22 protein-coding genes and 1 tRNA gene are annotated in these 26,533 nt (G+C 57.2%); 12 read left to right on the top strand and 11 right to left on the bottom strand.

What is annotated here, in order from left to right; translation table 11 throughout:
• Positions 1-141 precede the first annotated feature (141 nt).
• The 5 genes from FND52_RS07825 to yejF all read left to right on the top strand — a co-directional run bounded on the left by FND52_RS07825 (position 142) and on the right by yejF (position 7,353).
• Positions 142-1,707: a cyclic di-GMP phosphodiesterase gene (locus FND52_RS07825; RefSeq protein ID WP_144130347.1), complete on the top strand. Its 1,566-nt coding sequence runs from the start codon at positions 142-144 to the stop codon at positions 1,705-1,707.
• 119 nt (positions 1,708-1,826) lie between these two features.
• Positions 1,827-3,632: an extracellular solute-binding protein gene (locus tag FND52_RS07820; protein ID WP_144130345.1), complete on the top strand. Its 1,806-nt coding sequence runs from the start codon at positions 1,827-1,829 to the stop codon at positions 3,630-3,632.
• A gap of 9 nt (positions 3,633-3,641) precedes the next feature.
• Positions 3,642-4,739 (top strand): microcin C ABC transporter permease YejB, encoded by a 1,098-nt coding sequence (locus FND52_RS07815; RefSeq protein ID WP_125291612.1) that lies wholly within the window; start codon positions 3,642-3,644, stop codon positions 4,737-4,739.
• Positions 4,736-5,761 (top strand): microcin C ABC transporter permease, encoded by a 1,026-nt coding sequence (locus FND52_RS07810; protein ID WP_144130343.1) that lies wholly within the window; start codon positions 4,736-4,738, stop codon positions 5,759-5,761. The genes FND52_RS07815 and FND52_RS07810 overlap by 4 nt, the downstream gene beginning before the upstream one ends.
• A 2-nt stretch (positions 5,762-5,763) precedes the next feature.
• Positions 5,764-7,353, top strand: coding sequence for a microcin C ABC transporter ATP-binding protein YejF (yejF, locus tag FND52_RS07805; protein ID WP_144130341.1), 1,590 nt, complete (start codon positions 5,764-5,766; stop codon positions 7,351-7,353).
• Positions 7,354-7,356: 3 nt separating this feature from the next.
• Here the strand turns inward: yejF and FND52_RS07800 are convergent, their stop codons facing one another.
• From FND52_RS07800 to rsuA, 3 genes are all read right to left on the bottom strand, one after another.
• Entirely contained in the window at positions 7,357-7,698 is a 342-nt protein-coding gene (locus FND52_RS07800; protein ID WP_125291609.1) for a YejG family protein, read from the bottom strand.
• A gap of 337 nt (positions 7,699-8,035) precedes the next feature.
• On the bottom strand, positions 8,036-9,229 hold the full coding sequence (locus FND52_RS07795) for a Bcr/CflA family multidrug efflux MFS transporter (RefSeq protein ID WP_144130339.1): 1,194 nt from the start codon (positions 9,227-9,229) through the stop codon (positions 8,036-8,038).
• Between the two features lie 15 nt (positions 9,230-9,244).
• A complete protein-coding gene (rsuA, locus tag FND52_RS07790) occupies positions 9,245-9,952 on the bottom strand; it encodes a 16S rRNA pseudouridine(516) synthase RsuA (RefSeq protein ID WP_125291607.1) in 708 nt (235 codons plus the stop codon).
• 141 nt (positions 9,953-10,093) lie between these two features.
• Between rsuA and radD the strand changes: the two genes are divergently transcribed.
• The gene (gene radD / locus FND52_RS07785) at positions 10,094-11,851 is read left to right on the top strand and encodes a DNA repair helicase RadD (protein WP_144130337.1); all 1,758 of its coding nucleotides are present in this window, start codon (positions 10,094-10,096) and stop codon (positions 11,849-11,851) included.
• Between the two features lie 124 nt (positions 11,852-11,975).
• Positions 11,976-12,260, top strand: coding sequence for a 50S ribosomal protein L25 (gene rplY, locus FND52_RS07780; protein WP_125291605.1), 285 nt, complete (start codon positions 11,976-11,978; stop codon positions 12,258-12,260).
• A 52-nt stretch (positions 12,261-12,312) separates the two neighbouring features.
• On the opposite strand, the gene yejK is transcribed toward rplY, so the two are convergent.
• Positions 12,313-13,317 carry a nucleoid-associated protein YejK gene (gene yejK / locus FND52_RS07775; protein ID WP_125291604.1) on the bottom strand — a complete coding sequence of 335 codons (1,005 nt, stop codon included), beginning with the start codon at positions 13,315-13,317 and terminating at the stop codon, positions 12,313-12,315.
• 134 nt (positions 13,318-13,451) lie between these two features.
• Between yejK and FND52_RS07770 the strand changes: the two genes are divergently transcribed.
• The 4 genes from FND52_RS07770 (at position 13,452) to FND52_RS07755 (ending at position 16,379) form a co-directional block, all read left to right on the top strand.
• Entirely contained in the window at positions 13,452-13,679 is a 228-nt protein-coding gene (locus tag FND52_RS07770; protein WP_125291603.1) for a YejL family protein, read from the top strand.
• A 19-nt stretch (positions 13,680-13,698) separates the two neighbouring features.
• On the top strand, positions 13,699-15,462 hold the full coding sequence (yejM, locus tag FND52_RS07765) for an LPS biosynthesis-modulating metalloenzyme YejM (protein ID WP_125291602.1): 1,764 nt from the start codon (positions 13,699-13,701) through the stop codon (positions 15,460-15,462).
• A gap of 76 nt (positions 15,463-15,538) precedes the next feature.
• Positions 15,539-15,615, top strand: a tRNA-Pro gene (locus FND52_RS07760).
• Between the two features lie 89 nt (positions 15,616-15,704).
• Positions 15,705-16,379 (top strand): SOS response-associated peptidase, encoded by a 675-nt coding sequence (locus FND52_RS07755; protein ID WP_144130335.1) that lies wholly within the window; start codon positions 15,705-15,707, stop codon positions 16,377-16,379.
• 2 nt (positions 16,380-16,381) lie between these two features.
• Here FND52_RS07755 and FND52_RS07750 read toward each other — a convergent pair whose 3' ends face one another.
• Positions 16,382-17,257 carry a siderophore-interacting protein gene (locus FND52_RS07750; protein WP_144130333.1) on the bottom strand — a complete coding sequence of 292 codons (876 nt, stop codon included), beginning with the start codon at positions 17,255-17,257 and terminating at the stop codon, positions 16,382-16,384.
• 221 nt (positions 17,258-17,478) lie between these two features.
• Between FND52_RS07750 and FND52_RS07745 the strand changes: the two genes are divergently transcribed.
• On the top strand, positions 17,479-19,677 hold the full coding sequence (locus FND52_RS07745; RefSeq protein ID WP_144130331.1) for a TonB-dependent siderophore receptor: 2,199 nt from the start codon (positions 17,479-17,481) through the stop codon (positions 19,675-19,677).
• Between the two features lie 44 nt (positions 19,678-19,721).
• On the opposite strand, the gene FND52_RS07740 is transcribed toward FND52_RS07745, so the two are convergent.
• The 6 genes from FND52_RS07740 to FND52_RS07715 form a co-directional block, all read right to left on the bottom strand.
• Positions 19,722-20,684, bottom strand: a complete 963-nt coding sequence (locus tag FND52_RS07740) for a sugar-binding transcriptional regulator (protein ID WP_144130330.1) — start codon at positions 20,682-20,684, stop codon at positions 19,722-19,724.
• Positions 20,685-20,810: 126 nt separating this feature from the next.
• Positions 20,811-21,668 carry a phosphogluconate dehydrogenase C-terminal domain-containing protein gene (locus tag FND52_RS07735; protein ID WP_125291597.1) on the bottom strand — a complete coding sequence of 286 codons (858 nt, stop codon included), beginning with the start codon at positions 21,666-21,668 and terminating at the stop codon, positions 20,811-20,813.
• Entirely contained in the window at positions 21,658-22,503 is an 846-nt protein-coding gene (locus FND52_RS07730; RefSeq protein WP_144130328.1) for a sugar phosphate isomerase/epimerase family protein, read from the bottom strand. Before FND52_RS07730 ends, FND52_RS07735 begins: the two co-directional genes overlap by 11 nt.
• Positions 22,500-23,291: a triose-phosphate isomerase family protein gene (locus FND52_RS07725; protein WP_144130326.1), complete on the bottom strand. Its 792-nt coding sequence runs from the start codon at positions 23,289-23,291 to the stop codon at positions 22,500-22,502. The genes FND52_RS07730 and FND52_RS07725 overlap by 4 nt, the downstream gene beginning before the upstream one ends.
• Positions 23,282-25,036, bottom strand: a complete 1,755-nt coding sequence (locus FND52_RS07720; protein WP_144130324.1) for a dihydroxyacetone kinase family protein — start codon at positions 25,034-25,036, stop codon at positions 23,282-23,284. The genes FND52_RS07725 and FND52_RS07720 overlap by 10 nt, the downstream gene beginning before the upstream one ends.
• 1 nt (position 25,037) lies before the next feature.
• Entirely contained in the window at positions 25,038-26,393 is a 1,356-nt protein-coding gene (locus FND52_RS07715; protein ID WP_144130322.1) for an MFS transporter, read from the bottom strand.
• Positions 26,394-26,533: the final 140 nt, after the last annotated feature.

Raw genomic sequence — 26,533 nt, 5'->3', positions numbered from 1 at the left:
TCCCAACAGATATCATTCAACAAAACGCTGCCTCGGCAGCGTTTTTGTTTGCCGCAAACACCGCGATCGCATATTTCACTTACCAGGTTATATTTTCAGGAAACACCCCCCACTTACGACGATCACAGAGAGCCTCCCGGGATGAGAGCAGCCAATATCTTTGAGCGCTATCTGACGACGCCACGGAAAATGATCATGACGAGCATCATGGTCGGCGTCGTCCTGGCGATGACAACTTCCGCGCTTTACGCCTTGTGGCTGCACCACAAGCGCGAACAGGGCTATGACATACTGGCGCAGGGCATACAACGCTACGTGCGCGATTACTTTAACGATCTCGAAGCGGTTGCCGATACGCTACAGCCGCTCACCCAGGCGGGATGTAACCACGTTTCCGCCGATCTTACGTCCCGCGCGGCGTTCAATATCAACGTTCGCGCCTTCCTGCTGGTTAATAACGGCACGGCCTACTGCTCATCGGCCACCGGCAGTATGTCGGAACCCATGGCCAAACTGGCCCCGGCCATCGATACCCATCAAAAGGTCGATTTAGAAATCATGCCCGGTACGCCGATGATGCCCGGCAAACCGACAATTGCTATCTGGTATCAGAACCCTGCTAACGCGCAGCGCGGGATATTCACAACGCTGAATGTCAATTTAGCGCCCTATCTGCTGTTCACGTCGCGCCATCGCGATGCGGCAAGCGTGGCGCTGGTGATCGGCGATAAAGCCATCAGCACGGCATCGCCCGGCGTTCACTCCGTCACCAGCCTGGTATCGTCGCCCTTGCGTATCGCCACTCTGCCTGATTATCCCATCAAGCTCTTTATTTATGGCAGAACCTGGTCACGGGAGGATATAGCGCTGTCGGCCCTGTCGGGGATTTTGTCTGGCGCGCTCGGCGGATGCCTGTGCGGATATTTGCTGTATGTCCGTCAGCGCTCCGGTAAGGAGATCCTGCAAGGTATTCGCCGCAACCAGTTTTATATTGTCTGGCAACCGGTGGTGGAATCTAAAAATCTCACTATGACCGGTGCTGAAGTGCTGATGCGCTGGGAACACCCCACGGCGGGCGCTATCCCACCCGACGCGTTTATCAATTTTGCCGAAGCCCAGCAGCTCATTGTCCCACTGACCCGCCATCTGTTTAAGCTGATCGCTAAAGAGGCACCGCTACTGATGGATATCCTGCCCCAGGGCGCGAAACTCGGCGTTAACATCGCGCCGGGACATTTACATTCGCCGGAGTTTAAAGAGGATATTCGCCAGTTCGCCGCCTCACTGCCCGACGGCCATTTCCAGGTGGTTTTTGAAATTACCGAACGGGATATGATCAAGGAAAAAGAAGCGGTATCGCTGTTTGCATGGCTGCACCAGCAGGGATTTGAGATCGCCGTGGATGATTTCGGCACCGGCCACAGCGCGCTGATCTACCTGGAGCGCTTTACCATGGATTATCTGAAAATCGATCGCGGTTTCGTTAACGCCATCGGCACCGAAACGGTCACCTCGCCGGTGCTGGATGCGGTGATCACCCTCGCCCGCCGGTTAAACATGACGACCGTCGCCGAAGGGGTGGAAACCTGGGAACAGACCAAATGGCTGCGCGATCGCGGGGTGAATTACCTGCAAGGATTTTTCTTTTCCCGCCCGGTACGCGTGGCCCAGCTTATCGACTGGCAGCGCCAGCGTTCAGGTAAATAACCGATTCCGCGAGATTGTCGGGACATTTATTTCACAATCTCGCCCCCCTCACTTATTATTCACAGACAACAGCTTAGCCCGGCGGCAGCGCCGGGATAACTACAGGATCACGCCATCGTATGCTTGCGCGCGCACTGATTTTACTGCTTAGCCTGATAAGCAGCGTGGGATACACACAAGAGATCAAAGAGAGCTATTCGCTGGCGGTGCTGGGCGAACCGAAATACGCCGTGGATTTCACCCACTTTGACTACGTTGACCCCGCCGCGCCCAAGGGCGGCAATATCACGCTTTCCAGTATTGGCACCTTCGATAACTTTAACCGCTATGCCCTGCGCGGCAATGCGGCGGTGCGCACCGAAAATCTTTACGACGCGCTGTTTACCACCTCCGACGACGAACCGGCCAGCTACTATCCACTGATTGCCGAGCGGGTACGCTATCCGGATAACTACGCCTGGGCGGAAGTCGAAATGAACCCCCGCGCCCGCTTTCACGACGGCAGCCCGATTACCGCCGACGATGTCGCCTTCACGTTCTCAAAATTTATGACCGAAGGCGTGCCCCAGTTCCGGATTTATTACAAAGGCGCGACGGTCAAAGCTATCGCGCCGCTGACGGTACGTATCGAACTCGCCACGCCGGGCAAAGAGAACCTGTTAGGGCTGTTCTCCCTGCCGGTAATGCCGAAAAAGTACTGGAAAGACCATAAGCTGAGCGATCCGCTTTCTACCCCACCGCTGGCAAGCGGCCCGTATAAAATCACCGCCTGGAAAATGGGCCAGTACGTGACGTATTCGCGAGTGAAAGATTACTGGGGCGCAAATCTGCCGGTAAACCGCGGGCGCTGGAACTTCGACACGATCCGCTACGATTACTACCTCGACGATAATGTGGCGTTCGAGGCGTTTAAGGCCGGCGCGTTTGATTTCCGCAGCGAAGTCAGCGCCAAAAACTGGGCTACCCGCTACATCGGCAAAAATTTCGACAATAAGTACATCGTTAAAGATGAGAAGAAAAGCGAGGCGGCCACCGATACCCGCTGGCTGGCGTTCAATATCCAACGGCCCCAGTTTGCCGACCGCCGGGTGCGCGAGGCCATCACCCTGGCGTTTGATTTTGAATGGATGAACAAGGCGCTGTTCTATAACGCTTACAGCCGCGCCAACAGCTATTTCCAGAATACCGAATACGCCGCGCGCGATTATCCCAAAGCCGATGAGCTGGTGCTGTTAGCCCCGATGAAAGCCGACCTACCGCCAGAGGTGTTCACTTCAATCTATCAACCGCCGGTTTCCAGAGCCGATGGCTTCGACCGCGACAATCTGCTGAAAGCCATCGACCTGCTGAAGCAGGCGGGCTGGGAGCTGAAAAACCAAAAGCTGGTGAACGTGAAAACCGGCCAGCCGTTCAGCTTTGAACTGCTGCTCTCCTCTGGCGGCAATAACCAGTGGGTGCTGCCGTTCCAGCATAATCTGGAACGCCTGGGCATCACGTTGAATATTCGCCAGGTGGATAACTCACAGATCACCAACCGTCTGCGCACCCGGGACTACGACATGATGCCGTCGCTGTGGCGCGCCATGCCGTGGCCGAGCTCCGATCTGCAAATCTCCTGGGCATCGGAATACATTGATTCCACCTACAACGCGCCCGGCGTGAAAAGCCCGGTGGTGGATAAGCTGATCGCGCAGATCATGGCCCACCAGGGCGATAAAGAGAAGCTATTGCCGCTGGGCCGCGCGCTGGACCGTGTCCTCACCTGGAATTTCTATATGCTGCCCATGTGGTATATGTCCTCTGACCGTTACGCTTACTGGGATAAGTTTTCCCATCCAGCGATAGCGCCCGTTTATTCACTGGGTTTCGATACCTGGTGGTATGACGTTAACCGGGCGGAAAAACTGCCCGCCGCGCGGCGTTAAGGAGCGACGATGGGCGCATATCTGATTCGTCGTTTACTGCTGATTATCCCGACCCTGTGGGCGATCATTACGATTAACTTTTTTATCGTCCAGATTGCGCCAGGCGGGCCGGTGGATCAGGCGATTTCCGCTATTCAGTTTGGCCACGGCGGCGGAATACCGGGCGTCAGCGGCGAAGGGAGCGGCCTGAGCCATGCCCAGGCGGGCGTGCGTAATCCCGGCGATAGCCAGTATCGCGGCGCGCGTGGGTTAGATCCTGAGATTATCGACGAGATCACCAAACGCTACGGTTTTGATAAACCGCTGCATGAGCGCTACTTCACCATGCTGAAGGATTATGTGCGCTTCGATTTCGGTAATAGCCTGTTTCGCAGCGCCTCGGTACTTGAGTTGATCCGCGACAGCCTGCCGGTGTCCATCACCCTTGGGCTCTGGAGCACGTTAATTATTTATCTGGTGTCGATACCCTTGGGCATCCGCAAGGCGGTGCGTAACGGCAGCGCGTTTGACGTCTGGAGCAGCGCGCTAATCATCGTCGGCTACGCCATTCCCGCATTTCTGTTCGCCATCCTGCTGATTGTGCTGTTCGCGGGTGGCACCTGGTTCGATCTGTTCCCGCTGCGCGGTCTGGTCTCGGCTAACTTCGACAGCCTGCCCTGGTATAAGCAGATCACCGATTATCTGTGGCATATCACGCTGCCGGTACTGGCGACGGTGATTGGCGGCTTTGCGGCGTTAACCATGTTGACCAAAAACTCGTTTCTCGATGAGATCCGCAAGCAGTATGTGGTCACGGCCCGGGCCAAAGGGTTGGGTGAAAAGCAGATCCTGCGCGGTCACGTATTCCGCAACGCCATGCTGCTGGTGATCGCCGGTTTTCCGGCGGCGTTTATCAGCATGTTTTTTACCGGCTCGCTGCTGATTGAAGTGATGTTTTCGCTCAACGGACTGGGGCTGTTGGGTTATGAAGCCACCGTGTCGCGGGATTACCCGGTGATGTTCGGCACGCTGTATATTTTTACGCTGATCGGCCTGCTGCTGAATATCCTTAGCGATATCACCTATACGCTGGTCGATCCGCGCATTGATTTTGAGGGACGCGGATGAGTCGCTTAAGCCCCGTAAACCAGGCGCGCTGGGCGCGATTTCGCCGCAACCGCCGGGGATTCTGGTCGCTGTGGATTTTCGCGGTGATTTTTGTATTAAGCCTGGCCTCTGAACTGATCGCCAACGATCGCCCGTTAGTGGTGCATTATCAGGATCGCTGGTTTTTCCCGGCGCTGGTTAACTACAGCGAAAGCGATTTTGGCGGCCCGCTGGCTACCCGGGCAAACTACCAGGATCCGTGGCTGGCGCAGCGCATCGAGCAGCACGGCTGGATACTGTGGGCACCGATCCGCTTCGGCGCGAACTCGATTAACTACGCTACCGACCTCCCCTTCCCTTCTCCGCCCTCGGCGCAAAACTGGCTGGGCACCGACGCCAACGGTGGCGATGTGCTGGCGCGTATTCTCTACGGTACGCGCATCTCGATTTTATTCGGCCTGATGTTGACGCTGTGCTCCAGCGTAATAGGCGTGACGGCAGGCGCGATCCAGGGTTACTACGGCGGTAAAGTCGATCTGTGGGGGCAACGGTTTATCGAAGTCTGGTCGGGGATGCCGACGCTGTTCTTAATTATTTTGCTGTCCAGCGTGGTGCAGCCCAACTTCTGGTGGCTGCTGGCGATCACCGTGATTTTCGGCTGGATGAGCCTGGTGGGCGTGGTGCGGGCTGAGTTTCTGCGCACCCGCAACTTTGACTACATCCGTGCGGCCCAGGCGCTGGGCGTCAGCGATCGGGCCATCATGTGGCGGCATATGCTGCCCAATGCCATGGTAGCGACTCTGACCTTTTTGCCGTTTATTCTCTGCGGCTCGATCACCACGCTGACCTCGCTGGATTTTCTTGGCTTCGGCCTGCCGCTGGGATCGCCGTCGCTCGGTGAACTGCTGTTACAGGGCAAGAATAACTTACAGGCTCCGTGGCTTGGCATTACCGCGTTTTTCTCGCTGGCAATTTTGCTGTCACTGCTTATTTTTATTGGCGAAGCGGTGCGCGACGCCTTCGACCCCAGTAAGGTAGCGTAACTATGTCGTCTCCCCTGCTCTCCATTGACGGGCTGTCCATCGCCTTTCGCCAGAACAACGTTGAACGCCAGGTGGTGGACAATCTGTCGCTGAGCATCAACGCGGGCGAAACCCTGGCGCTGGTGGGCGAATCCGGTTCCGGCAAAAGCGTGACCGCGCTGTCGATTCTGCGTCTGCTGCCGACGCCGCCTGCGGTGTATCCGCAGGGCGATATTCTGTTCCAGGGGCAAACGCTGCTGCACGCCAACGAAGCGCAGTTGCGTAAGGTGCGCGGTAATAAAATCGCCATGATTTTTCAGGAACCGATGGTGTCGCTGAACCCGCTGCACACTATCGAAAAGCAGCTGTATGAAGTGCTGTCGCTGCATCGCGGGATGCGCCGTGAACCAGCGCGGGCAGAAATCCTCACCTGTCTGGAACGGGTGGGCATTCGCCAGCCTGCCAGCCGGTTAAATGATTATCCACACCAGCTTTCCGGCGGCGAGCGCCAGCGGGTGATGATCGCCATGGCGCTGTTGACCCGTCCGCAGCTGCTGATTGCCGACGAACCCACCACAGCGCTGGACGTCACCGTGCAGGCGCAAATTCTGCACCTGCTTGATGAGCTGAAACGCGAGCTGAATATGGGCCTGCTGTTCATCACCCACAACCTGAATATCGTCAAAAAGCTGGCGGATAACGTGGCGGTGATGCAAAACGGCCAGTGCGTGGAGCAAAACGCGACGCGCCCGCTGTTCAGCCATCCGCGCCATCCTTACACCCAAAAGCTGCTGGCGTCTGAGCCGGAAGGCGATCCGGTCGCCCTCCCCGCCGACAGCCCGGTGCTGCTGCGGGTAGCGGATTTACAAGTCGCGTTTCCACTGCGGCGCGGAATTTTCCGCCGCACCGTGGGGCACCACTACGCGCTGCGTAATCTGAATTTCGAACTGCGGGCCGGTGAAAGCCTGGGTCTGGTGGGCGAATCCGGATCGGGTAAAAGCACCACCGGCCTGGCGCTGCTGCGGCTGATCGCTTCTCAGGGCGAAATCTGGTTTGACGGACAGCCGCTGCATCAGTGGAACCGCAAGCAGATGTTGCCGGTGCGCCATCGCATCCAGGTGGTGTTTCAGGATCCGAACTCTTCGCTCAATCCCCGTCTGGATGTGCTGCAAATTATTGAAGAGGGCTTGCGGGTCCATCATCCTGAATTGACCGCCCACCAGCGCGAAGCCCAGGTGATGGAGGTGATGCAGGAAGTGGGGCTCGACCCGGAAACGCGTCATCGCTATCCGGCGGAGTTTTCCGGCGGCCAGCGTCAGCGCATCGCCATCGCCCGCGCCCTGATCCTGAAACCCGACCTGATGGTGCTGGATGAACCTACCTCATCCCTCGACAGAACGGTGCAGGCGCAAATTCTGGCGCTGCTGAAATCACTGCAGGCGAAGCACCGCCTGGCCTGGCTGTTTATCAGCCACGATCTGGAAGTGGTGCGGTCGCTGTGTCATCAGGTGGTGGTGTTGAAGCAGGGAGAAGTGGTCGAACAGGGGCCGTGCGGGCAGGTGTTTACCTCGCCGGCGGCGGAATATACCCGCCAGCTGCTTACGCTGCGTTGATCCTCAGAAGGGATTCTGGCCGGAAAAGGTCTCGGCAATGGCAACGCCAAAGTTTTTCAGACGGCAGGTCGCCGCGAACTCATCCTGCCGGTCGACGAACAGGCAAGGCTCGCCTTCGCACTCCAGCACCGCGCAATCCACTTCGATATCTGTTAACGCCTGGCTTAGCTTATTCATCACCTGCCATGCGTTATCTACCGGGCTGAGCAGTTTCAGGCCCACCAGGCAATCGTCTTCGCTTTGCGCGCACTGCGGAATCGGTTCAACTTTTGAACCTGCGAAACCCGTCAGCCAACGATAGCTATTGGGCAAGCGGTGGACGATGGAAAGTTGTAACGTATTCATAATACTTCCCCAGCAAGAGCAAAAAATCACAATCACTTTACATACAGGTTAACACAATGTTGATTAAACGTAACATGATCAACGTAGAAAACGGTTACACTGTTGCAATAATTTCGGTTACTCATTCATCGGCAACCGTTTATTTTTGTGCGGTACTTCTCATTTCGGCGCTATATGTAACCTGTAACGCGATCTAACTCAACCTTTTTTGACTACAAAAAAATGACTTTTTAAGAGCTTTACATTTACATTCGCGAAACAAATTGTACGGGGCGGGGGAATTTATTCGTTGATATGGATTAAGAAAGGGGTAGTTTTCCTACCCCCTGAGGGGCAGCTAAGGGTGTCTTTTTGGACGGCTGGCGTAGAAGTAGAAGAGAATAGAGCAAGTCGCGCAAAACGCGATTGAGCCGATCATCGGCCAGGCGGAATTAAAGGTAAACATTGACAGCAGCGCGCCGGTAATTGCGCCAATGCCGAAGCGGAACGTCCCTGCCAGCGACGACGCGGTACCCGCCATATGCGGGAACTCATCCAGAATCACCGCCATGGCGTTAGACGCCACCATGGAAATACAGCCAACAAATGCCGCCACGCCCAGCACCAGCGCCCAGAATCCAAAGTTAAACTGCGCGCTGACCACCATCCACACCGCCATCGCGAACTGAATAAACAGCCCGGTACGGAACATGCGCAGCGCTCCGATGCGGCGCACAAAGCGGCTGTTAAATATCGTCATCACAAACAGGAACACGATATTCAGGGCGAAGTAATAACCGAAATCCTGCGGCGAAACGTGGTTGATCTCGATGTAGACGAACGGCCCGGCGCTCAGGAACGAGAACATTCCGGCGAAGCTGAAGCCGCTGGCGAGCATATAGCTGAGCACGCGCTTATGGCGAAACAGCGAGGCGAAGTTGCCCACGGTGGTGCGAAAGTGGAACTTCTGCCGCCGCTCTGCTGGAAGCGTTTCCGAAATCAGAAAGAAAATCATCGCCGAGGCGATCAGCGCCGCTACCGCCAGGATCCAGAAGATAGTGTGCCAGCTGAACCACACCAGCACCGCCCCGCCCACCATTGGCGCTACCAGCGGCGCAATGGTGGTGACCAGCATGACGAACGACATCATGCGCGAGAACTCCTCTTTGGGATAGATATCGCGCATCAGGGCGTTAATCACCACGCTTGCCGCCGCAGCCGCCAGGCCGTGCAGAAAACGCATGGCAATCAGCTGATCGATGGTCTGGGAGAGCGCACAGGCAATCGCCGCCACGGCAAACACCAGCGTACCGCCGAGGATCACCGGCTTACGGCCCAGGCTGTCCGCCATCGGGCCGTAAAACAGCTGCCCTACCGCAAAGCCCAGAATATAGGTACTGAGCGTCATCTGGGCGCTGCCGGCGGGCACGCCGAACTGCTGAGAAATCACCGGCAGCGCCGGCAGGTACATATCGATAGACAGCGGCATCAGCATGGCTAACAGGCCAAGAATAATGACGATCCCCATCGAGGAATTTTGTCGGGTGGTCACTCCACTCTCCTGCATTTAGCGTGACGGCAAGCCGACACTGGCAATTTCTTCGTCAGTGAGCGGGCGGTATTCGCCCGGCGCGAGATCGTCATCCAACGCAATTGCGCCAATCCGCTCGCGGTGCAGCTCCACCACGTGGTTGCCCACTGCGGCGAACATGCGCTTCACCTGGTGATAGCGGCCTTCGCTGATGGTCAGCCGCACGTCCGTCGGGGTTATCACTTCCAGGACTGCGGGTTTGGTGAGATCTTTTTCGTTATGCAGCTGGACGCCCTTAGCGAACTGGTCAACGGTATCGTCGGCTACCGGCGATTCCAGCGTCACCCGATAGGTTTTCTCGCAATGATGGCGCGGCGACGTGATACGATGGGACCACTGGCCGTCATCGGTCAGCAGCACCAGACCGGTGGTATCGATATCCAGACGCCCGGCGGCGTGCAGTTTGTGTGCCAGCGGCTCATCCAGGAAATAAAGGATAGTGGGATGATCCGGATCGTCGGTAGAGCAAACGTAACCCTGGGGCTTGTTGAGCATAAAATAGCGCGGGCCGGTTTGCTGCACGAGGGAGTTGCCCTCATAGGCCACATCATGTTCGGGTTTCAGTTTGAACGCGGTATCTTTTACGGGTTCGCCATCAACGGTTACCCGGCTGGCACGAATTTCACGCCCGGCAATAGCGCGGCTGATGCCGAGCTGCTGGGCGATAAATTTATCAAGTCGCATTGAAGTTTTTTGCCTGTTAAACGCGGTCCAGCATGGGCTGGTAATGAAAGAAATCATCAAGACCGGTCAGTATAGCGGGCTAACGGACTCGCTCAAGATTAAAATGATGTTTCGCACGCTAATGAATTTGAAAAGCACTCAATGCTAACGCTACGTCCCTATCAGCGCGAGGCGGTTGACGCCACCCTCGCCCATTTTCGCAAATCCGCTGAACCCGCTGCGATCGTTCTGCCGACCGGCGCGGGGAAAAGTATTGTTATCGCCGAGCTGGCGCGGGTGGCGCGCGGACGCGTGCTGGTCTTGGCCCACGTCAAAGAGCTGGTGGAGCAGAACCATGCTAAATATTGCGCCCTCGGGCTGGAGGCGGATATTTACTCCGCCGGGCTGAAGCGCAAGCAGAGCCAGGCCAAAGTGGTGTTCGGCAGCGTACAGTCGGTGGCGCGTAATCTCGATGAATTTCAGGGGGCATTCTCGCTGCTGATTGTCGATGAGTGCCACCGCATCAGCGACGATGACGACAGCCAGTATCAGCAGATTTTGCGCCATCTGCGCCAGAGCAATCCGCGCCTGTGCCTGCTGGGGCTCACCGCCACGCCTTTCCGGCTCGGCAAAGGCTGGATTTACCAGTACCACTATCACGGCATGGTGCGCGGCGACCAGAATGCGCTGTTTCGCGACTGCATCTATGAGCTGCCGCTGCGCTACATGATTAAACACGGCTATCTTACCCCACCGGAGCGGCTGGATATGCCAGTGGTCCAGTATGACTTCAGCCGCCTTCAGCCGCAGTCGAACGGCATTTTCAGCGAGGCGGACCTTAACCTCGAACTGAAAAAACAGCGCCGCATCACTCCGCATATCATCAGCCAGATTGTCGATTTCGCCGCCGCCCGTATGGGGGTGATGATTTTTGCCGCCACGGTTGAACATGCCAGGGAAATCACCTGCCTGCTGCCTGCCGGCGAGGCGGCGCTGATCACCGGCGAAACGCCCGGGCCGGAACGCGATGTGCTGATTAATGATTTTAAAGCGCGCCGCTTCCGCTATCTGGTGAATGTGTCAGTGCTGACCACCGGTTTTGATGCGCCGCATGTGGACGTGATTGCTATTCTGCGCCCAACCGAGTCGGTGAGTTTGTATCAACAGATTGTTGGGCGCGGGCTGCGGCTGTACGAGGGCAAAACCGACTGCTTAATCCTCGATTACGCTGGCAACCCGCACGATCTGTTTACCCCGGAAGTCGGCGCGGCAAAAAAAGGCTCGGATAACGTGCCGGTGCAGGTGTTCTGCCCGGCCTGCGGCTTCGCCAACACCTTCTGGGGGAAAACCACCGCTGACGGCACGCTGATCGAGCATTTTGGCCGCCGCTGCCAGGGCGTGCTGGAGGATGATGACGGCAATCGCGAGCAGTGCGATTATCGCTTTCGCTTTAAAAACTGCCCGCAGTGCAATGCGGAAAATGATATTGCCGCTCGCCGCTGCCATCAATGCGATACCGTGCTGGTCGACCCTGACGATATGCTGAAAGCGGCGCTGAAGCTGAAAGACGCGCTGGTGTTGCGCTGTAGCGGCATGCAGATGGAAAGCGGCAGCGACGCAAAGGGCGAGTGGCTCAAAGTCACCTACTACGATGAAGACGGCGCGGACGTGAGTGAGCGCTTCCGCCTGCATACCCCCGCACAGCGCACCGCCTTTGAGCATCTGTTTTTACGCCCCCATACCCGCACCCCCGGCGTACCGCTGCGCTGGATCACGGCGGCGGATATCGCGGCGCAGCACGCGCTGCTGCGCCATCCGGACTTTGTGGTAGCGCGGATGAAAGATCGCTTCTGGCAGGTGCGGGAGAAGGTGTTCGACTATCAGGGACGCTACCGCCGCGCCAACGAATTACGCGGTTAACGGCGGTTTTCATTGAAGCCGGGGGCGGTTATGGCTATAATCCCGCCCGCTTTTGCATCCGCAAAGCAGATAATCTGCCTGTCGCTGGGTCGCCTGCGACAGGATTTAAAGAAGAGAAAAGTTAATGTTTACTATCAACGCAGAAGTACGTAAAGAGCAGGGTAAGGGTGCGAGCCGCCGCCTGCGCACAGCTAACAAATTCCCGGCCATCATTTATGGCGGTAATGAAGCTGCTATCTCCGTCGAACTGGATCACGACCAGGTTATGAACATGCAGGCTAAGCCTGAGTTCTACAGCGAAGTGCTGACTATCGCTGTTGACGGTAAAGAAGTAAAAGTTAAAGTTCAGGCCGTACAGCGTCACGCTTTCAAGCCGAAACTGCAACACATCGACTTCGTTCGCGCGTAATCGCCAACCAGGTCTGAAGAAACGCCGCGTAATGCGGCGTTTTTTTTGGGGTTTATTTACCTGAAGTGCGGCGTTGAAGCTGGTCGCGCAGATTCGGTGGGGTGCCCTTGATGGTCAGAGTATCGGTAGCCGGGTCCCAGAAAATACGCTCGCCCAGCAGCATGGCGTCGAAATTAATCGTCAGCCCGCCGCCGCTGCCGGCATATTTGGTTAACTGGCGCAGCGTACTGCGATCCGCCGGGAAACTCTCTTCCAGCTCATAACCCTGCTCAGCGGTAAATGCCTCAAAACTTACTTCGCTAACGCCGGACAGCTCTTTCGACAGCGAGGCCAGTTCAATCTCCTCCCCTGCCTGTAGCTGCTCGTTACAGTAACTGTAAACCTGCTGACGCACGTCCTGGCGCTCGGCTTTATCCAGTTGCGCCTGTGCCGTAAAGTCGTCCACCGCCTGCAACAGGCCGCGGTTTTGCGCTTTGGCATTAAGGCCTTCGCTGGCCCCAAGGAAATCCATAAAGAAATCGGCGACCTTGCGCCCTACCCGCCCTTTCAGAAAAGTCAGATAACGGGTCGATTCCGGGTTGGTTTCCCACTCGGTCAGATCGATGCGCGCCACGATGTCGGCGTGATTGATATCCAGATAATGGGTTGAGCTGATATCCAGATTTTCATTAACCCGCATGCTGCTGAGGTTATTCAGCACCGCCACCAGCAGATATTCCACCGCCAGGTAGCGGTAGTGGCAAAACAGCACAATGCCGCCGTCGGCAAACGGGTATTTCGCCAGTTCATCGCGCAGACGCCCGGTGGCGGCGCGGCTAAAGCCCAGGAAATCTTCTTCGCCCTGACGGCACAGGCGCAGCGACTGCGCCAGCTCGCTCTCTTCGGTAAACAAACCGTAGGCTTTGTTTTTTGCACTGTACACGCGATGCAGCTCCGCCATCATCTCTTCCACGGCGGCATTCGGCTCCAGCAGCGAATCCCGAAGCACCAGCTCCAGGTTCTGCTCATCGCGCTTAATTAACTGGTGTATTGCAATCTGGTCGATATCCAGACTCATGATAAACTCTCCTTTTAGGCCGGGCGGTATTCAACCACTGACCGACGTCCACTGCAACTCTGATAAAAATGGGGAAATATTACCGTTGCTACGGTAATATATCGGACTTTCTCGAACTTAACTGACGTAGATTTATGCCACAACTCTCCCGCTATAGTGATGAACGCGTAGAAGCGCTGCTTACAGAAATGGTGAACGTGCTGGAAAAGCATAAGGCACCGACCGACCTGTCGTTGATGGTACTCGGTAACATGGTGACCAATCTTATCAATACCAGCATCAGCCCGTCCCAGCGCCAGGCGCTTGCTCACTCGTTTGCCGAAGCGTTAAAGTCTTCGGTTCGTGAAGACGACGCGCATTAAGGAACACAGTTAATACGTTATGGTGACTAACCGTCAGCGCTACCGTGAAAAAGTCTCCCAGATGATCAGCTGGGGGCACTGGTTCGCCCTGTTTAATATTCTGATGGCCATGGTCGTCGGTAGCCGCTATCTGTTTGTCGCCGACTGGCCTACCACCCTGGTGGGACGTGTTTACTCCTATGTCAGCCTGGTCGGGCACTTTAGTTTTCTGGTGTTCGCCAGCTACCTGCTGATCCTGTTTCCGCTGACCTTCATCGTCATGTCGCAGCGGCTGATGCGTTTTTTATCCGCGATCCTGGCCACCAGCGGCCTGACGCTGCTGCTGATCGACAGCGAAGTATTTACCCGTTTTCACCTGCACCTCAATCCGGTGGTGTGGGAGCTGGTCATCAACCCTGACCAGAGCGAGATGGCCCGCGACTGGCAGCTGATGTTTATCAGCGTGCCGGTAATTTTACTGATTGAAATGCTGTTCGCGACCTGGAGCTGGCAGAAATTGCGCAGTCTCTCGCGTCGTCGGCACTACGCGCGCCCGGTAGCGATTTTCTTCTTCGTGTCGTTTATCGTCACCCACGTGGCCTATATCTGGGCAGACGCCAATTTCTACCGTCCGATAACCATGCAGCGTGCTAACCTGCCGCTCTCGTACCCGATGACCGCGCGACGCTTTCTTGAGAAGCATGGCCTGCTGGATGCGGCGGAATATCAGCGCCGTCTGGTGGAGCAAGGCAATCCGGAAGCGGTGTCGGTGCAGTATCCGCTTAGCGAGCTGCGTTACCGCGATTTAGGCGCGGGTCACAACGTCCTGCTGATCACCGTCGATGGCCTGAACTATTCACGCTTTGAGCAGCAGATGCCTGCCCTGGCGCAGTTCGCCGCGCAGAACGTTAACTTTACCCAGCATATGAGTTCCGGCAACGCCACCGACAACGGTATCTTTGGCCTGTTCTATGGCATCTCGCCGGCGTATATGGATGGGGTGCTGTCGGCGCGTATTCCGGCAGCGCTAATCACGGCGCTGAACCAGCAGGGCTACCAGTTGGGCCTGTTCGCCTCGGACGGCTTTAACAGCTCGCTGTACCGCCAGGCGCTGCTGTCTGATTTCTCGCTGCCTGCGGCGCAGAACCAGTCTGATGAACAGACTGCCTCGCGCTGGATCAACTGGCTAAATCAATATGCCTCCGAGGATAACCGCTGGTTCTCCTGGGTGGCGCTGAACGGCACTAACCTGCCCGCTGATACTCAGCAAAAAGATTTCGCACGTCGCTATAGCCGCGCGGCTGGCGACGTGGATACGCAAATTCAGCGGATCCTGGCGTCGCTGCAAAGCAAGGGCAAGCTGGAAAATACCGTCGTGATCGTCACGGCAGGCCACGGCGTGCCGCTGGGTGAAGAACGCGATCGCTTTGACTGGTCGCGCTCGCATCTGCAGGTGCCGCTGGTGGTTCACTGGCCGGGCACGCCTGCCCAGCGCGTCGGCAAGCTGACCGACCATCAGGATGTGATGACGACCCTGATGCAACGTCTGCTGCATGTGCGTACCAGCGCCAATGAGTATTCCCAGGGCGAAGACCTGTTTGCACCGACGCGTAAGAATAACTGGGTGGTCAGCGCGGATGCCCTGACGCTGGCGATTACTACGCAGGACCAGACAGTGGTGCTGGAAAATAGCGGTAAATATCAGATTTATAATCCAGCCGGTGAAAAAGTGAAGGAAACCAAACCGCAATTGGGCTTGCTATTGCAGGTGCTGACCGACGAAAAACGGTTTATCGCTAACTGATTGATTAATTATAAATCACTCGGCAAGCCTGCCCTTGCAATCAGCGTGGAAACAGGTAGTATTAGCGACCACAAATCGGCACGTAGCGCAGCCTGGTAGCGCACCGTCATGGGGTGTCGGGGGTCGGAGGTTCAAATCCTCTCGTGCCGACCAAAATTCCCTAAGAAAACCAACCCACTGCGGTTGGTTTTTTTATGCCTGCGATTTGGCACCTATACTTCCCTTAAACACGGGAGGTCACTATGTGCGGACGCTTCGCCCAGGCGCAAACGCGTGAAGCTTACCTCAGCCAGCTGGCTGAAGAGTTAGCACGCGATATCCCTTACGATCCTGAACCCATTGGCCGCTATAACATCGCGCCCGGCACCAAAGTGCTGCTGCTAAACGAGCGCGAGGAGCAACTGCATCTCGACCCCGTCCACTGGGGTTACGCGCCGGGGTGGTGGGATAAAGCGCCGCTGATTAACGCACGCGTCGAAACCGCCGCTTCCAGCCGCATGTTCAAGCCGCTGTGGCAGCATGGCCGGGCGATTGTTTTCGCCGATGGCTGGTTTGAATGGAAAAAAGATGGCGATAAAAAGCAACCGTATTTTATTTATCGCCAGGACGGGAAACCGCTGTTTTTCGCCGCCATTGGCAGTACCCCGTTTGAGCGCGGCGATGAAAACGAAGGCTTTCTGATCGTTACCGCCGCCGCGGATAAGGGGCTGATCGATATCCACGACCGACGCCCGCTGGTGCTAAAGCCCGAAGCGGCGCTGGCGTGGATGAGCCAGGATATCGGTGGCAAAGAAGCCGAAGAGATTGCCAAAGACGGCGCGGTTCCGGCTGGCGATTTTAGCTGGCATCCGGTGACCCGCAGCGTCGGGAATATCAGAAATCAGGGAGCGGAGTTGATCGCGCCGCTGGAGGAATAACGCTATTTATGACTCCAGTACGCCATAAAGTTGACGCAGGCCCGGTCGAGATTACGTTCGCCGGTGAGATAGCGGCGCAGATTTTTTACCGTGGACGACTCCCCGGCAACCCAGGCGTAAAACGGTTTTTGACCTTCTGCACGCTCCCAGATTTCGTCCTCCAGTAGACTGCTGGACGCCAGCGATTGCGCCTGGCACTGCGCCCAGGCAGGAATATCTACCTTCGCTTTCACCTCGTCCAGCAGCGCTTCGCCATAGCGATCGGATTCGCGCGCAATCCAGTGTACGCGGGCAAAACCAAACGCGCTTACATCATGAATATCTTCTTTATGCGGCACTTCGATAAACGCCTGCACCGCAGGCGGTTGCGCAGATTTCGCCAGCTGTTCAAGAATGCCCAGGGCAGCAGGCAGCGCGGTTTCGTCGGCGATCAGTAGCGCCTGATTCATATTGTCAGGCGGTACCCACTCGTAGCCGCCGCTGTCGCCGTCAAACGCCGCGTCCGGTGCCACCACCAGCAACCGCTCGCCAGGGCATGCGTGAGTCGCCCAGCGCGATGCCGGACCGTTTTCCCCGTGCAAAACAAACTCGACGTCCATCTCCCGCGCGTCGCGGCGCAACGCCCGTAGCGTGTAGGTACGCATCACAGGCCGGATCTCTTTCGGCAGAGCCAGGTAATCCTGATACCAGTTATCCCCCTCCCCTAACCCCTGGGGAAACGCGCCGTTTTCGCTGAACAACAATTTGATGCGCTGGTCCGGCGCTTCATGCTTCATCTGCGCCACTTCGTCGCCGGTAAACACGCAGCGCAGCAGAGATGGGGTGATCAGATAACGAGATTTCAGCGTGAGGTCAAAGAGTCGATAGCTGGCGGCCATAGCAATGGATCCTTGCAGAACGGATGAGCGGGCTGATAACCCCTCAATAAATAAGGAAATATTAATGAAGATTTGCAAGCAAATATTGCAAAAACGCTTGTCTTTGTAAATGTAATAAATATCATTATGAGAATAATTACCAATTCAAATAAAAGCATCTGCAACCGCTTGTGCTGCGTCTTTATCGGGGCAAAGCACGTAACTTAATGGAATAACAACTGATGATAGCCAACCGCCGTACCCGCTGGGTGCTGAACCCCGTGCTGCTTGCCATGCTCTCCACGCCTGCTTTCGCTGCTGATACCAAAGACGATACCCTGGTGGTCTCCGCCAACCGCGCGCACCGCAGCGCCACCGATATGGCGCAAACTACCTGGGTGATCGAAAAACAGGAAATCGAACAGCAGATGCAGGGCGGCAAAGAGATCAAAGAGATCCTCGCTCAGCTTATCCCTGGGATGGACGTCAGCAGCCAGGGCCGCACCAACTACGGCATGAATATGCGCGGACGTTCGATGATGGTGATGGTGGACGGCGTGCGCCTCAACTCATCGCGTACCGACAGCCGCCAGCTGGACGCCATCGATCCGTTTAATATCGATCGCATCGAGGTCATTTCCGGCGCGACGTCGCTGTACGGCGGCGGCAGTACCGGCGGGTTGATTAATATCGTCACCAAAAAAGGCCAGCCGGAGCAGGAAGTCGAACTCCAGCTGGGCGGTAAAAGCGGCTTTAACAGCCATAACGATCATGATGAAAACGTTGCGGCAGCGGTAAGCGGCGGCAACGATAACGCATCGGGCCGCATGTCGGTCTCGTATCAGCGTTTTGGCGGCTGGTATGACGGCAACGGCGATGAAGTCATCATCGATAATACCCAGACCGGCTTACAGTATTCCGATCGTCTGGACGTGATGGGCACCGGGACGATTAATATTAATGACACCCAGCAGCTCCAGCTCACCACCCAGTACTACAAAAGCCAGGCGGATGGCGATCACGGTCTGTATCTGGGCCGTAACTTCTCCGCCGTTACCGGCCAGGGCAAGGCGTATAACGCCAGCAATCTCGATTCCGATCGTATCCCGGCCACCGAACGTCACTTAATCAATCTGCAATATTCCAACACCGATTTCTGGGGCCAGGATTTAGTGGCGCAGATTTATTATCGTGATGAATCGCTGACCTTTTATCCGTTCCCGACCCTGGGCCGTACCGGTGTCACCAGCATTGGCGCTTCCCAGCAGAAAACCGATTTTTACGGCGGCAAACTGACGCTTAACAGCACGCTGTTCGATAGCCTGAATCTGACCTACGGCGTGGATGCTGAACATGAAACTTTCGACGCCAACCAGCAGTTCTTCGACCTGGCGAAAGCCCAGCAGTCCGGCGGGATGACGCTGGATAACAGCTACAACGTGGGACGCTATCCGAGCTACAGCATCACCAACCTCGCGCCGTTCCTGCAAACCAGCTATGACATTAACGACATCTTTACCCTGAGCGGCGGCGTGCGCTACCAGCATACTGAAAACAAAGTGGATGATTTTGTCGGTTACGCCCAGCAGCAGGCGATTGCCACCGGCGCGGCGACCTCCGCAGACGCGGTGCCCGGCGGCAAAACCGACTATAACAACTTCCTGTTTAACGCCGGTCTGCTGGCGCACCTGACTGAACGCCAGCAAACCTGGTTTAACTTCTCCCAGGGCTTTGAAATCCCGGATCTGGCCAAGTATTACGGTTCCGGCACTTACCGTCTGAATAACGGTCATTACCAGTTGCTGAACAGCGTTAACGTTAACGACTCAACGCTGGACGGCATCAAAGTGAACGCTTATGAGCTCGGCTGGCGTTATACCGGGGATAATCTGCGTACCCAGTTGGCGGCCTACTATTCCCTGTCCGACAAAACGATTTCCATCAACAAAACCGACATGACCATTAATCTCGACGATGATAAACGCCGTATTTACGGGCTTGAAGGCGCGGTGGATTACTTCTTTGCCGACAGCGACTGGAGCACCGGCGCAACCTTTAACGTGATCAAGTCGGAAACCAAACAGGACGGCAAGTGGGAAAAACTCACCGTTGACGCCGCCAGCCCGTCTAAAGCCACCGCGTATGTGGGCTGGGCACCGGGCGACTGGAGCCTGCGGGTGCAGACCCAGCAAACCTTTGACCTGACCGACAGCGCCGGCAAGAAAATCGACGGTTATAACACCATTGACGTGCTGAGCAGCTATAACCTGCCGGTGGGTAAAGTGAGCTTCAGCGTTGAGAACCTGCTGGATGAGGATTACACCACCACCTGGGGGCAGCGCGCGCCGGGGCTGTACAGCCCGACATACGGTGCTGCCGATCTGTATACCTATAAGGGTCGCGGACGGACGTTTGGGGTGAATTACTCGGTACTGTTCTAAAAAAATAAGGGAGCCGAAAGGCTCCCGGTTATTATCCGCAACGCTTACTGGGTCATACTTAAAATCGTGCGGATATTACGCGCGCTGGTGGCGATAATATCAATCGCCCCGGTGCGCAACGCGCCCATAATCGACATCGCCTTGGTGTTCTCTGAGGCAATAGCAATCACGCAGGGGATCTGGCGCAGTTCTTCCACACTCAGCCCGATAACCCGGTCATCCATCACGGTATTAACGTGTTTGCCCTGGGCGTTAAAAAAGTCATATCCCGCGATATCCCCGGTCACGCCCTGGTGCAGGCTGGCGTTGTTAATCTCCTGCGGGGTGAACCAGCCCAGCTTGACCATATAGCTGTTCTCGTTCATATCGCCGATGCCCACCAGCGCGATGTCCGCTTTGCGGGCGCGATCGAGGGTCTCTTTGATGGTGCCGTTGCGCATCAGCGCGGCTTTCAGCTCCGGGTTTTCCACATAGGCGGGCGCATATAGCGATTCGCTGCTGCCGCCGTATTTTTTCGCCAACAGGCGGCTGATGTGGTCGGCGTTAATCACGTCGCCGGTGCGGTGCGTACCGCCGATCCCGCAGATAAAGCGGCAATCTTTGGCCTGAATCGGGCTGGTGTATTCTGCCACCGCTGCCACATTGCGTCCCTGGCCGACGGTCACCACCATATTGTCGCGCAGGTTATTGGCGAGGTAGCCGGATACCAGAGCAGCCACCTGGCGACGCTGTTCATCTTCATCGTTATGGTCGAGGGCGATCAACGCGCGGCTTATCGGGAAACGCTCCTGCATTTGCTTTTCAAGCTGAGTGCTGAACACCGGGTGGTAGCGAACATTGATTTCAACAATGCCCTCTTCTTTGGCGCGCTTAAGCAGGCGTCCAACTTTGATGCGGGAAAAACCAAAACGATTCGCGATCTCTTCCTGAGTCACCTCATCGCAGTAGTACGCAATAGCGATCTCGGTGAGTAGTTCAAAATCCTGGCTCTGGCTGGATTTGTCCATGCGAGGCGCGTTCTCCATTGAGGGGGAAGTGATTAATTCTATTACGATAGCCGCAAATTGTACCAAATTTTAAACATTATGCCGAAAACGATGCTCTGCCGCACAAATCGCGGCAGAGCCTGTTGATTAACGCTTGATGCTATCGATTTTCAGCATCCGGGCAATCACTTTATCCAGTTCCTGCTCTTCGAAAATCACTTTCCAGTCCGGCTTAACAATTTTCTCGCGGCCATACTCCATGGCGATCATGCAGGCATCGGAGAACGGGTTGGTGGCGCGGAACGCCACGGCCAGGGCAATCTGGATATGGCCGTACAGCATCGCTTTCGCCGCTTCTTCCGGCACGCCGCTGTGCTTGACGGTTTCATCCAGCGCTTCTTTCATAAACGCGCCGACCATGCAGGCCACGGTTTCCACCAGCGTCGGCTCCAGGTACGCCAGCTGTTTTACCGTCACCCAGTGCACCTGCTCTACCGGTCCATACATGCAGCTGATGACCTTACTCAGTTCGGCTTTTTGCGCGTCGCTGCCGGTCTCATAAGAGGCCGCCACGTGCTGTATCGCCGCCACGCCGCCGAAGGCATCAGCATGTTCTTCTTTGGTGTAACGCTGGAGGAACACCGACGGATGGCACGGATGCGCCACCGCATACTCAATGCCGTCGCGCTGGGCGATCAGATTGGCGTAGGCCGCTGCCGGATCGAGGGTCAGCAGTACCGCGCCGGGTTTCATCTGCGGCACCACGGCTTCAGACACTTTACCCAGCACGATATCCGGCACCGCCAGGATCACCACGTCGCTCACCGGCACCACGGACTGCGCGTCGGAAAGCTCACGGCCCTTGTCAGTAACCTGCTGCTGCGCGGCAGGCGAGTTTTCGCAGTAAAACACCTGATAGTCGCTGTTCTGGAAATTCGCCGAAATACGCATTCCCATTTTGCCGCCCGCACCGATTACGGTAATAGTTTTCAATTCAGCAGACATGATGTGACTCCCTGGATATCGTTGAGGAATGATTAGAGGTTTGTTTATCAAGCAGATACTTCATGTTGTGTGCAGTCCAGTCCGCTTCGACGCGGCAGGAACTTTCACCGTCGCCCTGCCAGGGCAACCAGTGCTCAATAATCTGGTTAATGCCGCGGGTTTGCGGCTCGATTTGCTGGTAAATCTCGTCGTAGCGCAGCAGCCCTTCGCCGAGTTTCGCGCCCGCAAGGGTAAAGCCCACCCAGCCGTCGCGGCGCGAGAAAGCAAAATCTTTGACGTGCCAGTTCAGGACGTACGGGGCGGTTTTCGCCACCACGTCCATCGGCGACTCCAGGCTGGCGACGCAGTTTGCCGGGTCGAGGCAAATGCCCACCAGCCCTGAGTTAATCGCTTTCACCAGCGTAATGTTGTCGTCGGTAGGCACCTGTTCGTAGGTTTCTAGGCAAATTGCCACGCCCTGGTTTTCAAACGCTGGCAGCACGCTTTCCACGCTGCGCTGGGCTTCGCTGAGCGTCGGGCGATGGTCAGGGCTGTTGATCATGGTGCGCAACAGGGCGCAATCCAGCTCGCCGGCAATCGCCAGGTAGCGTTGCAAATGTGCAGGCATTACGCCTTTGGTGCCCAGTTCGAGCGTGATGCCCATCCGAGCAGCATGTTGAGCCAGGCGCGCCAGTTCGCTGGATGACCAGTCGGTGATTTGCGGGTAATCGCAAATCTGGAACACCGTCGCGCCAAGCCGCGCGCTGTCGTCGATGGCCGCAAACAGGCTCATCGGTTTAGGCGCTTTCTCTGACAGCTGCCAGAAATAAGCGTAGGTACTGAGTCCGAGTTTCATGCGCGCTCCTTATTTTCGGCGTGGGCTAACAGGGTGTGGGCTTCATCAAGGATCGCCTGCATCGCGGCGGGCTGATGGGCAAAACGGCCCAGAAACAGCCCGTCGACGTGCGGCCACAGCTGGGTCAGCAGCCCCGGCCCGGCGCTGCCGCCGTAGATGACGCGGTGGTCGCCCGGCAGCGCCGAGAGATGCGCCCGCAGCCCTGCGCACACGGTCTGGATATAGTCGGGGGAAGCCGGCTGCGGCGCGCCGATGGCCCACTGCGGCTCCCAGGCAAAAATCAACTCCCCGGTGAGGGCGTGTTGTTGCAGAAAATGAATAATATGGTCCGCTTCCTGAATCGCGTAAGCGGTGGCGCTGTCGATGGCCATTTTTTCCGGCTCGCCGATGCAGATCACCGGCGTTAAGCCATTCTCCAGCGCTAACTGGACCTTGCGGCAAATTACCGCCTCGTCCTCATGAAAATGACGGCGACGTTCGGCATGACCGATTTCAACAAACTTCCCACCCATCTCGCTGACCATTGCCGCGCTGGTTTCGCCGGTCCACGCGCCGGGTTCGGCAGGCGCGATATTTTGCGCTCCCACCTGCATGGCGGTGCCGTCAAAAGCGCGCAGCGTACCTTCAAGCACCGGTGCCGACGGGAAGGTAAACAGCGTGGCCTGCGGGCAGGCGCTCAGCAGCGGATGCTGGCGCACGATTTCCGCGACCTGGCGGCTCCAGTCGAGGGTTTGCTGATACCCGAAATACATTTTCAGGCTCACGCCGAGCGTCAGTTTTACTGACATACCGCCCCCTCTTTTGCGTTGTCCAGGACGGTGGTAAAGCAGTTGCCCACCGCCGTGACGATCATCGCCAGCGAAACCGCACCAGCGTCGGGTGTGCCCAGGCTGCGTTCCGCCAGCGGACGCGCGCGGCCCATTTTCGGCAGCAGCTGCGCGGTCTGTTCGGCGCACTGCCCGGCGTGGCGGGCGGCGTTATTCCAGGCCTGGGCCAGCGGTAAGCCTTTGTTCACGTCCTCAAGCAGCGCTTCGCTAAACGGCAGCAGCACATCCACCAGGGTTTTATCGCCGGGTTTGGCTTTGCCGAAATGCATCACGCCGTGGGCGGCGTCGTTGACCGCCTGAGCGACAACCTGAGCATCCGGGCGCTGTTGATTGCCAATGCCGGTACCGATGGTGTTTAAAATCACGCCCCAGATTGCCCCGGAGGTACCGCCAGCCTGGTCGGCCCAGGCGTCGGCGGCCTGCTGCAATACCGTACCTGCGCCTGCGCCCAGCGCCAGGCAGCGATGGGCGCTGTCCCGCGCCGCGCGTACGCCGCGCTCCATCCCGATACCGTGGTCGCCGTCCCCGGCGATGGCGTCGATACGGCCTAACTCTTCAACGTTCTGGATCACTACCTCGGCCAGCGCATCCACCATCGCGACCACGCGCACGGCGGCGTCACGCGAGGCGTCAGAGGCGTCCGGCACCGTGTCCTGCTGGCATTCGCCGCTGTCGCTGGTCTCTAACGACTGCGCAGTCAGCACCGAGCCGCGCTTAAAAGCCGGGCTATAGGCGGGAGCCAGCCACAGCGCTTCCAGCTCGTCGGTAAACCAGGCGAGGGTCAGCGACAGCCCTGCCATATCAAAGCTGGTAACGAATTCGCCCACCTGGACATCGGCCAGGACGATGCCCTGCTCGATCAGGCGCTGCTGAACACCGTGCCACACCACGAACAGCTCTTCATATTTCACCGAGCCGAGGCCGTTGAGGATCGCCCCGACGCGCGCGCCCTTGACGCTAACGCCGGGCGGTAAATCGTTGAGCAACTGCTCCACCAGCATTTCCGCCAGCTCGCTGGCTCCCGGCACCGCCATTTCGCGAATGCCCGGCTCGCCGTGGATGCCCATCCCGAAGCCCATCTGCCCTTCCGGCACGGTAAACAGCGGATGTTCTGCCCCCGGCAGGGTACAGCCGGAAAACGCCACGCCGATGGTGCGGGTGCGATCGTTAGCGCGTTTGGCGACAGCAAGCACCTCCTGCAACGACGCGCCCTGTTCGGCGGCGGCGGCGGCGGCTTTAAACACCACTAAATCCCCCGCCACGCCGCGGCGTTTTTCGATTTCGTTTGGCGCTGCGCTGGTGATGTCATCGGTTACGGCAATCAGCTCGCACGGAATACCTTCGGCAATCAGCCGTTCACGGGCCAGGCCAAAGTGCAGCACGTCGCCCGCGTAGTTGCCGAACGCTAACAGTACGCCCGCGCCGTTATTGGCGGCTTTCGCCACCGAACAAATCTGCTGGGCCGAGGGCGAAGCGAACAGATTGCCCATCGCCGCGCCGTGCGCCAGCCCCTGCCCCACCAGCCCGGCGAATGCCGGGTAGTGGCCCGAGCCGCCGCCGATGACAATCGCCACCGTCCCTGGCTGACTTTGGGTATTACGAATAACCCCGCCCGGCACCTGCCGCACGATTTCAGCGTTGGCGCTGACAAAACCAGCCACCATCTCTTTGGCAAATTCGGAGGGATTATTAAATAGCCATGTCATATTAGTGCTCTCCTGCTCGTTTCATCTTCACATCAGCGGCGGGTTTGGTGTGGGGAATGCGGCTTAACACCAGCATCATAATGGCCGACAGCAGCATAAATCCGCCTACCACCATCATCGGCACCAGATAACTGTGCGTGGCATCATGCAGCGCGCCGGTAATGTAGCCCGCCGAGAACCCGGCCACGTTGCCAAGGGTATTGATTAACGCCACCGCCGCTGCCGCAGAGGCCCCCGACAGGAACTGGGTCGGTAAGGTCCAGAAGTTCGGCAGAGCCGCGAAGATGGCGCTGGCGGTTAATGAGATCACCACCATGGTGGCAAACGGCGTTTCCATATAGAGCGCAGTGGGCACGGTGATCGCGCCGACCAGGGCTGGAATGGCGATATGCCAGGTTTTGCAGCCGCGGCGGGAGACATCACGCGACCAGAAGTACATCACGATGGCCGCAACCAGGTACGGTGCGCCGGTGATCAGCCCTTTCTGCATCACGCCAAAGGTGACGTTGAACTGGCTCTGGAAGCCGCCGATGATGGTCGGCAGGAAGAATGCCAGCGCATACAGGCCGTACACGAAGCCGAAGTAGATCAGGCACAGCACCCAAACGCGGGCGTTAGACATCGCCGAACGCAGGCTGTGGTTAGCGGCGCTGGATTTCTGGGCGTCTTCGCGCGCCAGCTCGCTGTTAAGCCACTCTTTCTCCTGCGACGTCAGCCATTTGGCATCGTTCGGCTTATCGATCAGATAGAACCAGGCAATGATACCTACCACGATAGCCGGCACCGACACGCCAAGGAACATCACGCGCCAGCCTTCCAGCCCGAACAAGCCGTGTTGATTGATAAACCAGGCCGCCAGCGGCGCGCCGAATACCACGGTCAGCGGCTGCGCCAGATAGAACAGCGCCAGAATTTTGCTGCGGTGACGCGCCGGAACCCAGGCGCTTAAGAAGAAGATCGCGCCGGGGAAGAAGCCCGCTTCCGCCACGCCGAGCAGCAGGCGCAGGATATACAGCCCTTCGACATTACTCACCCAGGTGAATAACAGCGAAACGATACCCCAGGAAACCATGATACGCGCCAGCCAGCGACGCGCGCCGTAGCGGTGCAGCGCCAGGTTGCTGGGCACTTCCAGCAGGATATAACCAATAAAGAAGATCCCTGAAGCCAGGCCGAACTGCGCGACCTGGATACCCAGGTCATCCATCATGCCGTTGGGGCCCGCAAAGGAGATGGCCGTCCTGTCGAGGAAGTTAATAAAGAACATCAGAGCAACAAATGGCACAAGACGAATCGAGATCTTACGAATGGCTGATTTTTCTACATCAGTCGCGACGTTTTGATGAGTGCTGGTCACAGTGTCTCTCCTTCCGGGTAAATCGGGTTACCGGTGGGATCAGAGGAATAATGGTGTTGTCTATAAACCGCGATTATGGATAAGCCCCGTTCCATATCTAATGTCGTTTCCTATTCACATTTTCGCTACATGACAAATGA

The sequence above is a fragment of the Atlantibacter subterraneus genome (assembly GCF_007570865.1).
Classification (GTDB): Bacteria; Pseudomonadota; Gammaproteobacteria; order Enterobacterales; family Enterobacteriaceae; genus Atlantibacter; species Atlantibacter subterraneus.
Note: the sequence above shows the minus strand (reverse complement) of the source record. Positions and strands in the feature narration are given on the sequence as shown.